We start from the raw sequence: 11,768 nt of genomic DNA on the forward strand, positions 1-11,768 counted from the left end.
AACGTCCCGGACACGACGATTGTATGCCCGGCGGACAGGCCCCCTCCGGATTTTTTACGCGTAAGTGTTTGTTGTACCTCTGGTTTCCGGCTATAATCGCGTGTTTCAGTAGTTTCGAACCCGGTTTTCCCGAAGGACATCATATGGTTATCATCCGTCTGGCTCGTGGCGGCTCGAAGAAGCGCCCGTTCTACAACATCGTTGCTACCGATTCGCGCAACCGTCGTGACGGCCGCTTCATCGAGCGCGTCGGCTTCTACAACCCGGTCGCTACGAAGGGCGAATCGCTGCGTATCGCTCAGGATCGCCTGACGTACTGGCAAGGTGTTGGCGCGCAACTGTCGCCGACCGTCCAGCGTCTCGTGAAGGAAGCGCAAAAGGCGCAACCGGCTGCCTAACATGGCACGGTGTGCCGGTCGTGCCGGCTGTGAGGTGCATTGATGGCGGGTCACGATTCCGGTAATGCAAGGCGCGGGCGTGCGTCGTTTGGCGCATTCGTCCGCAAGCCGGTCGAGCGCGACGCTGTCGCGAACGCCGGTCAGGCTGCCGAGCAGGGCAGTCTCGAAGTGGCGCAAGCCTGGCCCGACGATGCCGTCGAGGTCGGCGCGGTGGTCGACGCCTATGGCCTGAAGGGTTGGGTCAAGGTGGTGACGCATGCCGACGCCGGCCGCGGTGGCGATGCGCTGCTCAAGGCGCGCCACTGGTGGCTGGAACGCGGTGCGGAGCGGCTTTCCGTCCGCATCATGCAGTCGAAGGCGCACAGCGACACCGTCGTTGCGCAACCCGCGGGCGTCAGCGACCGCGATGCCGCGTACGCGATGCGCGGCTTTCGCGTGTTCGTGCGCCGGGAAGATTTCCCGGCATTGGCCGCGGACGAATTCTATTGGGTCGACCTGATCGGTCTCGACGTCGTCAACGAGCAATCGGTGGCGCTCGGGAAGGTGAGCGGGATGATCGACAATGGCGTGCATTCGATCATGCGTGTCGAGTATCCGGCGACCGGCAAAGACGGTCAGCCGACCACCGACGAGCGGTTGATTCCGTTCGTCGGCGTATACGTCAAAACGGTGGATCAGGCGGCGCGTCGCATCGTCGTCGACTGGGAAGCCGATTACTGAAATGAACCAGGTTACCGAGAGCGCGGTGCAGTTCGACGTCGTCACGCTCTTTCCCGAGATGTTCCGTGCACTGACCGACTGGGGGATCACCAGTCGGGCCGTCAAGCAAGGGCGCTTCGGGCTGCGCACCTGGAATCCGCGTGATTTCACGACGGACAACTACCGCACGGTCGACGATCGTCCGTACGGCGGTGGTCCGGGCATGGTGATGCTGGCCAGGCCGCTCGAAGCCGCGATCGACGCCGCGAAAGCGGCGCAGGCGGAGCAGGGCATCGCGAGCACGCGCGTCGTGATGATGTCGCCGCAAGGCGCGCCGCTCACGCATGATCGTGCGGTGCGGATGGCGCAGGAACCCGGCGTCGTCGTGCTGTGCGGTCGCTACGAAGCGATCGACCAGCGCCTGCTCGACCGTTGCGTCGACGAGGAAATCAGCCTCGGCGATTTCGTGCTGTCGGGCGGCGAATTGCCGGCGATGGCGATGATGGATGCAGTCGTGCGGTTGCTGCCCGGCGTGCTGAACGATTCGCTGTCGGCCGTGCAGGACAGCTTCGCCGATGGCCTGCTCGATTGTCCGCACTACACGCGCCCGGAGGAATACGACGGCGTGCGCGTACCGGACGTGCTGCTCGGCGGGCATCATGCCGAGATCGAGAAGTGGCGGCGTCAGGAAGCATTGAGGAATACGTTGCGGAAGCGGCCGGATCTGATCGTCCGGGCGCGCCGCGAGAAGTTGTTGAGCCGCGCCGACGAGGCGTGGCTCGCGAACCTCGCACGCGAAGCGAAGGACGCCTCCTGAGGCGGCTGCGCGAGCGGGAATTGGCGGTGCCGTACATGCGTGTGCGGCGCCTGATGTGAATCCATCCTCTATCGGGGCCAGGCCTGGAAGCAGGCGGGTGTGAACGCCGACACGATGGCATAAGGAGTCAGTAATGAATCTGATCGCAAAACTTGAGCAGGAAGAAATCGAGCGCGCGCTCGCCGGCAAGACGATCCCCGAATTCGCCCCGGGCGACACGGTGATCGTGAACGTGAACGTGGTTGAAGGTAACCGCAAGCGCGTTCAGGCTTACGAAGGCGTCGTGATCGCGATTCGCAATCGTGGTCTGAACTCGAACTTCATCGTCCGCAAGATCTCGTCGGGCGAAGGCGTCGAGCGTACGTTCCAGACGTACTCGCCGCTGCTGGCAAGCATCGTCGTGAAGCGTCGCGGCGATGTGCGTCGTGCGAAGCTGTACTACCTGCGCGAGCGTTCGGGCAAGTCGGCTCGTATCAAGGAAAAGCTGGTGTCGAAGGATCGCGCCGCAGCAGCTTCCCAAGAGTAAGAGCTGTAAGGAAAAAGCACCCAACCGGGTGCTTTTTTCATTCTGGCGCGAGAATATGCTCGATACGACACGAACCCGAGAGCCCCATTGAATCGCCGCCCCATCATCGATCCCGAAGTCCTGCCGGTCGAAGGCACCGGCGCCGGCCTGCCGGCCATCGATTCCCGCCTGATGACGCCGGCCGGCCTGCGCGACCGTTTCGCGCGCACGCTCGAATGGAGCGTCGAGCCCGGCGAGGCGAGGCTGCAGGAGGGCGTCGATCCACGCAGCGCGGCCGTCCTCGTGCCGCTCGTCGTCCGCGAGTCCGGCCTCACCATGCTGCTGACCCAGCGCGCCGACCACCTGAACGACCACGCCGGGCAGATCAGTTTCCCCGGCGGTCGTCGCGAACCGTTCGATCGCGATGCAACCGCCACCGCGTTGCGCGAGGCGAAGGAAGAGATCGGTCTGGCAGACGAGCGTGTCGAGATCCTCGGCGCGCTGCCCGACTACCTGACCGGTACGGGCTTTTGCGTGACACCGGTGGTCGGCCTCGTGCATCCGCCGTTCACCGTGCAGGCCGACACGTTCGAAGTGGCCGAGATTTTCGAGGTCCCGCTCGCGTTCCTGATGAATCCCGCGAACCATCAGGTCCGTGTGTTCCGCTGGGAAGGCGGCGAGCGTCGTTTTTTTGCGATGCCCTATCCGAATGGCGAACCCGGCGGGCATTACTTCATCTGGGGCGCAACTGCCGGCATGTTGCGCAATCTGTACCGCTTCTTGGCCGCCGGCTAGGCGTGCACGGCTGTCGGCGCGCGTGGCCGGCTGGCGGGCGACTGCACCGGCAGCCATCCGGTGCTTACGCTGTGCTATCGTTATGCAAAAAATGACATAACTCCGAAGACGGCGCCACGCATGACTTTCTTTTCGGTTCTCCTCGCTCTCATCATCGAACAGGTCCGCGCGTTGTCGCCGAACAATCCGGTGTTCGCGCTCTTCCAGTTTCATGCGGAAACCGTCGCGCATGGTCTCGACGCGGGCAAGCAGAAGCACGGCATCCTCGCCTGGCTCGCGGTCGTGCTGCCGTGGGTGCTGATCGTCGCGCTGATCTATTTCCTGCTGTACAAGGTGAGCTTCGTGCTCGCATTCATCTGGAACGTCGTCGTCGTGTATTTCACGCTCGGCTTCCGGCAGTTCAGCCATTACTTCACCGACATCCACCTCGCGCTCAATAACGACGACGTGCCGCGTGCGCGCGAAATCCTGCACGAGTGGACGGGCATCGACACGGTCGACATGCCGGTCGGCGAAATCGTCCGCCATACGCTGATTCATGCCGTGGTCGCATCGCATCGCCACGTGTTCGGCGTGTTCTTCTGGTACGTGCTGCCGATCGGCCCGGCCGGTGCCGTGCTGTACCGGATTTCCGAATACCTCGCGCGCAGCTGGTCGACGCCGGGCGACGACCGCACGGCGGCCTTCTCGACGTTCGCGCAGCGCGCGTTCTTCGTGATCGACTGGATTCCCTCACGACTGACCGCGCTCGGCTTCGCGATCGTCGGCAATTTCGAGGACGCGATCTATGCGTGGCGCAACCACACGCGCCAGTGGCCCGATCCGAACGATGGCGTCCTGCTGGCAGCCGGCAGTGGAGCACTCGGCGCCCGCCTCGCGGGGCCGCTCGCGGAACCGTCGAGCCTCGACGCGCTGGCAGTCGGCGACAGCGGTCCGCTGACGGTCGGTGACGATTGCACGCCGCGCACGCTGCAATCCGCGGTGGGCCTCGTCTGGCGTGCGGTGATCCTGTGGATGATTCTGCTGCTGATGCTGACGCTTGCCGTCTGGGTGTCGTGACGGGGCAATGCGGTACCCGATGGTAGGCAGAAGGCCGGCTTGAAGCCGGCCTTTTTGCTGTGGGTCAGTCGTCCAGCGGATCGCGCACAGCGCCGCATTGCCAGCATGCGGTGAACTGGGCTTCGAGCGCCTCGCCGCACTGCCGGCAACGCCACGGCGCGGCGCCGGCCGACGGGCCGTGCGACGCGGCATCGAGGAGCCGGCGTGCGAGCGCGTCGTCGCGTTCGTCGTCGAGCCACAGTTCGGGCGTGCACGCGTCGGCGGGCAGGCCGCCGAGCGCGCCGGTCGCGTAGCAGTTATGCAGTTCGCAACCGATGCCGGCCACCTGAAGCACGTTGGCCCAATGCTGCGCCGTCGCGAGATCGGGTGCCTTGAAACGCATCGCGGCTCCTGTCGGTGAAAGCCGGCCCGCATGGCACCGGCTGGCCGCCGCGCGCGTGCCGCGCGGTCAGCGGACGATCTGGCTTGCCTCGTGCACGAGCTGCGCATACAGCGCATGCCGCGACGGTGCGATGCGGCCGTCGGCGACAGCGTCGAGAATCGCACAGCCGGGTTCGTGCAGATGATGGCAATTATAGAAACGGCAGTCGGCCAGCAGCGGCCGGAACTCCGGAAAGGCGCGCTCGAGACGGCCTTCCGTCAGGTGGTAGAGGCCGAATTCCTGGAAGCCCGGCGAATCGATCAGCGCGCCGCCGCCCGCCAATGGGTAGAGGCGCGTGAACGTCGTCGTGTGACGGCCGCTGTTGAGCGCGGCCGAAATCTCGCGCGTGGCGGCTTCGGCATCGGGAACGAGCAGGTTCACGAGCGTCGACTTGCCCATCCCGGACTGGCCGAGCAGGATCGTCGAGTGCCCGGCGAGGTGCGGCATCAGTTGCGCGCGCGCGTCGTCGGGCGAGCCCTTCACCGACAGCTCGAGCACGTCGTAGCCGAGGGCGCGGTAGGGCGCGAGGCGCTCGCGCGCGACCGGCAGCGCGGCTTCGACGTCGATCTTGTTCAGCACGACGAGCGGCTTCAGCTCGTTCGCCTCGGCGGCGATCAGCGCGCGGCCGAGCAGGTCCTCGCTGAAGTAGGGCTCGGTCGCGAGCACGATCAGCAGTTGATCGAGGTTGGCCGCGAACAGCTTCGACTTGAACTGGTCGGAACGGTACAGCAGGTTGCGCCGTTCGCCGATCTCGACGATGACGCCCTGGTCGGCCGACGCGAGTTCGTACGCGACACGGTCGCCGACCGCGATCTCGCTCTTCTTGCCGCGCGGGAAGCACTGCAGCATCGGGCCGCCGTCGTCGGGCGCGACGATGTAGTGGCGCCCGTGTGCCGCGATCACGCGGCCTTCGGCACGTTGCGCGCCCGACGCGCGCGGGGCCGGCTTGCGGGAGGTCGGCCGGCTCATGCGTGCTGCATCAGGCGGTCGATCCGCTGCGACGCGGGCGGATGCGAGTAGTAGAAGGCCGTGTAGACGGGGTCGGGCGTCAGTGTCGACGCGTTGTCCTCATAGAGCTTCACGAGCGCGCTGACGAGATCCTGTGCGTCGGTCTGGCTGGCCGCGAACGCGTCGGCCTCGAATTCGTGCTTGCGCGACGTGAGGCTGCTGAACGGCGTCGCGAAGAACAGGAACACGGGAATCGCGAGGAAAAACAGCACGAGCGCGGCACCCGCGTTGCTCGTGTCGAGCGACGGCGTGACGCCGAGCCCCGTGTAAAACCACGTGCGTTGCGCCAGCCAGCCGAGCAGCGCAAGCAGCACGAGGCTCAGCACGAACGACACGAGCATCCGCTTCATCACGTGGCGGCGCTTGAAGTGGCCGAGTTCGTGCGCAAGCACGGCTTCGATTTCCTGGCCGGACAGGCGCGCGAGCAGCGTGTCGAAGAACACGATCCGCTTAGACGCGCCGAAGCCCGTGAAGTACGCGTTGCCGTGCGCGGAGCGGCGGCTGCCGTCCATCACGAACAGCCCCTTCGCCGCAAAGCCGCAGCGCTTCATCAGCGACTCGATGCGCGCGCGCAGCGCGTCGTCCTTCAGCGGCTCGAACTTGTTGAAGATCGGTGCGATGAAGGTGGGGTAGATCAGCAGCACGAGCATCTGGAACGCGACCCAGACGATCCAGGTCCACAGCCACCACAGGCTGCCGGCCTGGTTCATCAGCCACAGCACGACGAACAGCAGCGGCAGGCCGAGCGCGGCGCCGAGCAGCGAGTTTTTCAGCATGTCGGTGAAGAACAGCCGCTTCGTCATCCGGTTGAAGCCGAAACGCTGTTCGATCCCGAACTGGCGGTAATACTCGAACGGGACGTCGATGACGCCCGTGATCACGAGCACCGCCGCGACAAGCGCGACCTGCTGCCCGTAGCCGCGGCCGAGCCAGCCGGTGAGCAGCGTATCGAGTGCGCCGACGCCGCCGAGCAGCGTGAGGCCGATCAGCACAGCCGCGCTGACGACGATTTCGAGCATCGTCAGCCGGGTGCGCTCGACCGTATAGTCGGCCGCGCGCTGGTGGGCGGTCAGCGGGATGGTTGCGCTGAACTGCGCGGGGACGCCGTTGCGGTGCGCCGCGACGAAGCGGATCTGCCGCGACGCGAGCCACAGCTTGGTGACGACCATCGCGAGCACGGCGAGCGCGAACAGCAGGGTGAACGAAAAGGGTGACATCGAAGGCGCCAAAGGGTTCTATGCGAGAATTATATGTTCTTGCGGACCGGCCCCGCTGATGCGATGCCGGCCGCCCGGGCGGCGCCGCGCGCCGTCCGCCATTTTCCAGGATGACTCATGACCGATACCGCCGCTTCCGCCAGCCAGCCCGCGCTCGTGCGCAACGAGTTGAACCTCGTCTGGCTCGACATGGAGATGACGGGCCTCGACCCGGATAACGACCGCATCATCGAGATCGCGGTCGTCGTGACCAATTCCACGCTCGACATCGCCGTCGAAGGCCCCGTGTTCGCGATTCACCAGAGCGACGAAACGCTCGCGAAGATGGACGACTGGAACAAGTCGACGCACGGCCGTTCGGGCCTGATCGACCGCGTGCGCGCGTCGACCGTGACCGAGGCGGAAGCCGCCGAGCAATTGCAGGCTTTCCTCGCGCAGTACGTGTCGCCCGGCAAGTCGCCGATGTGCGGCAACTCGATCTGTCAGGACCGCCGCTTCATGGCGCGCTGGATGCCGGAATTCGAGCGGTTCTTCCACTACCGCAACCTCGACGTCAGTACGCTCAAGGAGCTGTGCCGACGCTGGCAGCCCGTGATCTACAAGGGCTTCCAGAAGCGGGCGATGCACACGGCGCTCGCGGACATCCACGAGTCGATCGACGAGCTGAAGTACTACCGCGAGCATTTCCTGATTCCGGCCGCGTCGGCTTCGGCAGGCGAGTCCGCGCCGGCCGCCTGAGCGGGCCGGCACGCGCCTAGCGCGGCGCGCGCTGAGCGCTTTTCGGCCGGAATGCCGCGACCACCGCGGCGTCGGTCTCGATGTAAGGGCCGCCGATCAGGTCGATGCAGTAGGGCACCGCGGCGAAGATGCCGGGCACGGTCGACTTGCCGTCGGCATCACGCAGCCCTTCGAGCGTTTCCCGGATCGACTTCGGCTGGCCGGGCAGGTTGATGATCAGGGCCGCATGGTCGGCCGTCTCGCGGATCACCGCGACCTGCCGCGACAGGATCGCGGTCGGCACGAAATTCAGGCTGATCTGCCGCATCTGTTCGCCGAATCCCGGCATTTCCTTCGTCGCCACGGCCAGCGTGGCCTCCGGCGTCACGTCGCGGCGCGCCGGGCCCGTGCCGCCCGTCGTCAGCACGAGGTCGCACCCCGCGACGTCGACGAGCTCGGCGAGGGTGGCGGAGATCGTCGGCGCGTCGTCCTGGATCAGGCGCGTTTCGGCGCGCCACGGCGACACCAGCGCGCCGGCGAGCCACTCCTGCAGCGCCGGAATGCCCTTGTCTTCGTAGACGCCCGTGCTCGCGCGGTCGCTGATCGACACGAGGCCGACCACGAGCTCGTCCGGGTGGTTACGCTTCGTCGTCGTCATGGTCGTCTCCGGCGTCGTCCGCCGCTTCGTCGTCCGCATGGGACGTGCCGCCGGCGGTCTTGATCCACTGGAACAGCTCGCGGAAATAGCGCGGCGGCTTGCCTTGCTGCGCTTCCTTGCGTGCGTTGCGGATCAGCGTGCGGCCTTCCTGGATGTCGGCTTCCGGGTGCTGACGCAGGAATTCGGTCAGTGCGTCGTCGCTCGCGAGCAACTGTTCGCGGGTGCGTTCGATCCAGTGCAGGCGGGCCGTCGCGGCCTTGTTCACGCCGCGCTGCGCGTCGAGCGCGGTGCGCAGCGCGGCCGTCTCGTCGTCGGTCAGCGAGCGCATCACGCGGCCGACGTACTGGAGCTGGCGGCGCTTGCCTTCGTGATCGGTGATCCGGCGCGCCTCGCGCACGGCGTCGCCGAGGCTTTCGGGCATCGGCATGCGTTTCAGCGCGTCTTTCGGCAGATCGACGAGTGCTTGGCCGAGCACTTGCAGCTCGTGCATCTCGCGCTTCAACTGGGATTTGCTGGGGCGATCGTAGCCATTGTCGTCCTCTTCGGCGGCATGCTCGATCGGCTGGATTCGGGTTTTGCGTGTCATGGACGGCATTGTATCGCGCCGCGGACACCCCAAGCTTGTCGGTGTCCGGCCCCGGACCTTGCTATGATCGCGGGATACGTAATATTTTGAACATGCGGGCGCCCGCCCGCCACCGGATACCAAGACGATGGCAGCCAATCTCGACGTACAAGCGCGCTATTTCCCGCACACGCAGGACCAGCTCAAAGAAATCGCCTCGGACATCCTTCGCCATGCGAAGGCGCTCGGCGCGACGGACGCCGCGACCGAAATCTCCGAGGGCGACGGCCTGTCGGTGTCGGTGCGCCGCGGCGAAGTCGAAACGATCGAGCACAACCGCGACAAAATGGTCGGCGTGACCGTGTTCATCGGCAAGAAGCGCGGCAACGCGAGCACATCGGATTTCTCGCCGGGCGCGATCAAGGATACCGTCGCCGCCGCGTACAACATCGCGCGCTTCACTGCCGAGGACGAGGCGGCCGGCCTCGCCGAAGCCGAGCTGCTCGAAACCGACCCGCGTGACCTCGACCTCTACCACCCGTGGGCGCTGTCGGCCGACGAGGCCGTCGAACTTGCCCGCCGTGCGGAAGACGCCGCATTCGCGGTCAGCCCGCAGATTCGCAACTCGGAAGGCGCGAGCGTGTCGGCCCAGCATTCGCAGTTCGTGCTGGCCACGTCGCGCGGTTTCCTGTCCGGCTACCCGTACTCGCGTCATTACATCGCATGCGCGCCGATCGCGGGCAGCGGCCGTCACATGCAGCGCGACGACTGGTATTCGTCGAAGCGCAGTGCGATCGATCTCGCGGCACCCGAAGCGGTGGGCCGTTACGCGGCCGAGCGTGCGCTTGCGCGGATGGGCGCGCGCCGCCTCGATACCCGCAAGGTGCCCGTGCTGTTCGAGGCGCCGCTCGCGGCCGGCCTGCTCGGCGCATTCGTTCAGGCGGTGAGCGGCGGTGCGCTGTACCGCAAGACGTCGTTCCTCGTCGACAGCCTCGGCAAGCCGGTGTTCGCGCCGCATATCCAGGTCGTCGAGGATCCGCACGTGCCGCGCGCGATGGGCAGCGCGCCGTTCGACGAGGAAGGCGTGCGCACGCGTGCGCGCAGCGTCGTCAAGGACGGCGTCGTCGAAGGCTATTTCCTGTCGACCTATTCGGCGCGCAAGCTCGGCACGCAGACCACCGGCAACGCGGGCGGCTCGCACAACCTCGCGCTGCGCAGCTCGAACACGCAGGCGGGCGACGATTTCGACGCGATGCTCAAGAAGCTCGGCACGGGCCTGTTGCTGACCGAGCTGATGGGGCAGGGCGTGAACTACGTGACGGGTGACTATTCGCGCGGTGCGGCGGGCTTCTGGGTCGAGAACGGCGTGATCCAGTATCCGGTCGAGGAAATCACCGTCGCGAGCACGCTGCAGGAAATGTTCCGGCATATCGTCGCGATCGGTGCCGATTCGATCGTGCGCGGCACGAAGGAAACGGGCTCGGTGCTGATCGAGCAGATGACGATCGCCGGGCAGTAAGCGGCGCGCGGCATCGGCCGCCATCAAACGAAAAAGCCCGACCGGCGCGAGCCGGTCGGGCTTTTTTCATGGTGCGTGACGCGTCAGCCGCGCTTGCGCTCGTAGACGACGAACGCATAGCCGAACGTATTCGGCGCGGCCGCCTGGTGCGCATCGCGCGACACTTCCTGCCACTGCGCGGCGTCGGGTGCCGGGAACGAGGCGTCACCGTCGAAGTCGGCATCGATCTCGGTGACGACCAGCTTGTCGGCGAGTGCGAGCCCTTCGGTGTAGAGTTGCGCGCCGCCGATCAGGAACGCCTCGGGCACGCCGTCGCGTGCGGCGAGCGCGAGCGCATCGGCGAGCGACGTGACCGTGTCGCAGCCGTCGAAGCGTCGCGTCGCGTCGCGCGTGACCACGATATTGCGGCGGCCCGGCAGCGGCCGGCCGATCGACTCGTGGGTCTTGCGGCCCATCACGATCGGTGCGCCCATCGTCGTGCGCTTGAAGAAGGCCAGATCCTCGGGAAGTTTCCAGGGCAACTGGTTGTCGCGGCCGATGATGCCGTTGCGGGCACGCGCGACGATCAGGGTCAACGTCGTCATGAAGGTCGGGGAAAGGAAAACCGGAATGGCGCCGATTTTACCGGAACGGCGGCACGCGCCGGTTCCGGGTGCGCACATCCGCCTTTCTGCACTGCGCGCCGCGACGCCCGAGGCAAGGCGTCGCGGCGACGGAATGAATAAAAAGAGTGCCCGCCGGGGGACGGAGCACAAAAACCGCATCGTGTTGCGAGCGTGACGATACCGGCATCGGGTCGATGCTGGCCGGCTCGATCAAATCAATACGGCATCCTGATCAAATGGATCGACTCGTGCATCACTGATGCGTACTGCCTTGCGTGGTGCCTTCCATCGCGTGCTGCCAGTCGCCCGGATGCGGTGCGGGAAGTGGCATCGGCAATTGAGGCGGTGGCGGGATCTCGTCCCACAGGGTCACCGACGTCCTGCCGGCCGGTAGCGGTTGCGGTGACGACACGGTCACGATGCCGAGCCCGTTGCCGTGTTGCATGCCCGGCGCGTTGGCCGCAAGCAGCGTGGCGCGATCCGGAATCGTGCTTTCGTCTGCGCGTGCGGGCGGGCCGGCGGCCGCGACCGCAATGGTCATCGACACGAAAGAAAGTAAAAGATGTTTTCGCATGGTCGCTGTCTCCGACGGTTTCCATGTTCAGCGAAATGCATGCCATCGCGCCGGGACCGTTGTCGAGACTGCGATTCGTGCTCAAGCGTTGCGAATGGTGTCGGAAAACGGCTGAAAATGTTTCAGGCCTGAAACGAGGGGGCTCGGGAATACTGCGGATTCAATCGACACGCTTCAAGGATGAAAATCGTCGCAAGTGTTGATGACAGAG

General features: G+C 65.8%; 15 protein-coding genes. 8 read left to right on the plus strand and 7 right to left on the minus strand.

Translation table 11 applies throughout. The annotated features are described in order from the left end of the window. Positions 1-143: 143 nt before the first annotated feature. The 6 genes from rpsP (at position 144) to CFB50_RS05485 (ending at position 4,273) form a co-directional block, all read left to right on the plus strand. Positions 144-398, plus strand: a complete 255-nt coding sequence (rpsP, locus tag CFB50_RS05460) for a 30S ribosomal protein S16 (protein ID WP_006476550.1) — start codon at positions 144-146, stop codon at positions 396-398. A 42-nt stretch (positions 399-440) separates the two neighbouring features. Next, positions 441-1,118 carry a ribosome maturation factor RimM gene (gene rimM, locus CFB50_RS05465; RefSeq protein ID WP_089445179.1) on the plus strand — a complete coding sequence of 226 codons (678 nt, stop codon included), beginning with the start codon at positions 441-443 and terminating at the stop codon, positions 1,116-1,118. 1 nt (position 1,119) lies between these two features. Then, complete coding sequence (trmD, locus tag CFB50_RS05470; protein ID WP_006476548.1) at positions 1,120-1,914, plus strand: tRNA (guanosine(37)-N1)-methyltransferase TrmD; 795 nt, start codon at positions 1,120-1,122, stop codon at positions 1,912-1,914. A 133-nt stretch (positions 1,915-2,047) separates the two neighbouring features. After that, complete coding sequence (gene rplS, locus CFB50_RS05475; protein WP_006753174.1) at positions 2,048-2,440, plus strand: 50S ribosomal protein L19; 393 nt, start codon at positions 2,048-2,050, stop codon at positions 2,438-2,440. 87 nt (positions 2,441-2,527) lie between these two features. Next, positions 2,528-3,214, plus strand: coding sequence for a CoA pyrophosphatase (locus tag CFB50_RS05480; RefSeq protein WP_089445180.1), 687 nt, complete (start codon positions 2,528-2,530; stop codon positions 3,212-3,214). Positions 3,215-3,334: 120 nt separating this feature from the next. Further along, a complete protein-coding gene (locus tag CFB50_RS05485) occupies positions 3,335-4,273 on the plus strand; it encodes a CobD/CbiB family protein (RefSeq protein WP_021159740.1) in 939 nt (312 codons plus the stop codon). Between the two features lie 64 nt (positions 4,274-4,337). Here CFB50_RS05485 and CFB50_RS05490 read toward each other — a convergent pair whose 3' ends face one another. From CFB50_RS05490 to CFB50_RS05500, 3 genes are all read right to left on the minus strand, one after another. Further along, positions 4,338-4,655, minus strand: a complete 318-nt coding sequence (locus CFB50_RS05490) for a putative signal transducing protein (RefSeq protein ID WP_011351362.1) — start codon at positions 4,653-4,655, stop codon at positions 4,338-4,340. Positions 4,656-4,721: 66 nt separating this feature from the next. Further along, positions 4,722-5,663 (minus strand): ribosome small subunit-dependent GTPase A, encoded by a 942-nt coding sequence (gene rsgA, locus CFB50_RS05495; protein ID WP_069247449.1) that lies wholly within the window; start codon positions 5,661-5,663, stop codon positions 4,722-4,724. Beyond that, positions 5,660-6,919 (minus strand): M48 family metallopeptidase, encoded by a 1,260-nt coding sequence (locus tag CFB50_RS05500; protein WP_089445181.1) that lies wholly within the window; start codon positions 6,917-6,919, stop codon positions 5,660-5,662. The genes rsgA and CFB50_RS05500 overlap by 4 nt, the downstream gene beginning before the upstream one ends. Positions 6,920-7,036: 117 nt before the next feature. Here CFB50_RS05500 and orn point away from each other — a divergent pair, with 117 nt between their 5' ends. Continuing rightward, entirely contained in the window at positions 7,037-7,657 is a 621-nt protein-coding gene (gene orn / locus CFB50_RS05505) for an oligoribonuclease (RefSeq protein WP_089445182.1), read from the plus strand. 16 nt (positions 7,658-7,673) lie between these two features. Here orn and mog read toward each other — a convergent pair whose 3' ends face one another. Both mog and yjgA read right to left on the minus strand, forming a co-directional pair. Then, positions 7,674-8,294, minus strand: coding sequence for a molybdopterin adenylyltransferase (mog, locus tag CFB50_RS05510; RefSeq protein WP_046545213.1), 621 nt, complete (start codon positions 8,292-8,294; stop codon positions 7,674-7,676). After that, positions 8,275-8,880 (minus strand): ribosome biogenesis factor YjgA, encoded by a 606-nt coding sequence (yjgA, locus tag CFB50_RS05515; protein ID WP_272481932.1) that lies wholly within the window; start codon positions 8,878-8,880, stop codon positions 8,275-8,277. Before yjgA ends, mog begins: the two co-directional genes overlap by 20 nt. 127 nt (positions 8,881-9,007) lie before the next feature. Between yjgA and pmbA the strand changes: the two genes are divergently transcribed. Further along, on the plus strand, positions 9,008-10,378 hold the full coding sequence (gene pmbA, locus CFB50_RS05520; RefSeq protein ID WP_039370934.1) for a metalloprotease PmbA: 1,371 nt from the start codon (positions 9,008-9,010) through the stop codon (positions 10,376-10,378). An 83-nt stretch (positions 10,379-10,461) separates the two neighbouring features. Here pmbA and CFB50_RS05525 read toward each other — a convergent pair whose 3' ends face one another. Both CFB50_RS05525 and CFB50_RS05530 read right to left on the minus strand, forming a co-directional pair. After that, positions 10,462-10,962 (minus strand): dihydrofolate reductase, encoded by a 501-nt coding sequence (locus tag CFB50_RS05525; RefSeq protein WP_069247452.1) that lies wholly within the window; start codon positions 10,960-10,962, stop codon positions 10,462-10,464. Between the two features lie 274 nt (positions 10,963-11,236). Then, on the minus strand, positions 11,237-11,557 hold the full coding sequence (locus CFB50_RS05530) for a hypothetical protein (RefSeq protein WP_089445183.1): 321 nt from the start codon (positions 11,555-11,557) through the stop codon (positions 11,237-11,239). Positions 11,558-11,768: the final 211 nt, after the last annotated feature.

It is taken from the genome of Burkholderia sp. AU33423, assembly GCF_002223135.1.
In the GTDB taxonomy this organism is placed as follows: domain Bacteria; phylum Pseudomonadota; class Gammaproteobacteria; order Burkholderiales; family Burkholderiaceae; genus Burkholderia; species Burkholderia lata_D.

Coding starts and splice junctions, on each gene's coding strand:
- rpsP (WP_006476550.1), top strand. CDS start 144: ATGGTTATCATCCGTCTGGCTCGTGGCGGCTCGAAGAAGCGCCCGTTC.
- rimM (WP_089445179.1), top strand. CDS start 441: ATGGCGGGTCACGATTCCGGTAATGCAAGGCGCGGGCGTGCGTCGTTT.
- trmD (WP_006476548.1), top strand. CDS start 1,120: ATGAACCAGGTTACCGAGAGCGCGGTGCAGTTCGACGTCGTCACGCTC.
- rplS (WP_006753174.1), top strand. CDS start 2,048: ATGAATCTGATCGCAAAACTTGAGCAGGAAGAAATCGAGCGCGCGCTC.
- CFB50_RS05485 (WP_021159740.1), top strand. CDS start 3,335: ATGACTTTCTTTTCGGTTCTCCTCGCTCTCATCATCGAACAGGTCCGC.
- CFB50_RS05490 (WP_011351362.1), bottom strand. CDS start 4,655: ATGCGTTTCAAGGCACCCGATCTCGCGACGGCGCAGCATTGGGCCAAC.
- rsgA (WP_069247449.1), bottom strand. CDS start 5,663: ATGAGCCGGCCGACCTCCCGCAAGCCGGCCCCGCGCGCGTCGGGCGCG.
- CFB50_RS05500 (WP_089445181.1), bottom strand. CDS start 6,919: ATGTCACCCTTTTCGTTCACCCTGCTGTTCGCGCTCGCCGTGCTCGCG.
- orn (WP_089445182.1), top strand. CDS start 7,037: ATGACCGATACCGCCGCTTCCGCCAGCCAGCCCGCGCTCGTGCGCAAC.
- mog (WP_046545213.1), bottom strand. CDS start 8,294: ATGACGACGACGAAGCGTAACCACCCGGACGAGCTCGTGGTCGGCCTC.
- yjgA (WP_272481932.1), bottom strand. CDS start 8,880: ATGACACGCAAAACCCGAATCCAGCCGATCGAGCATGCCGCCGAAGAG.
- pmbA (WP_039370934.1), top strand. CDS start 9,008: ATGGCAGCCAATCTCGACGTACAAGCGCGCTATTTCCCGCACACGCAG.
- CFB50_RS05525 (WP_069247452.1), bottom strand. CDS start 10,962: ATGACGACGTTGACCCTGATCGTCGCGCGTGCCCGCAACGGCATCATC.
- CFB50_RS05530 (WP_089445183.1), bottom strand. CDS start 11,557: ATGCGAAAACATCTTTTACTTTCTTTCGTGTCGATGACCATTGCGGTC.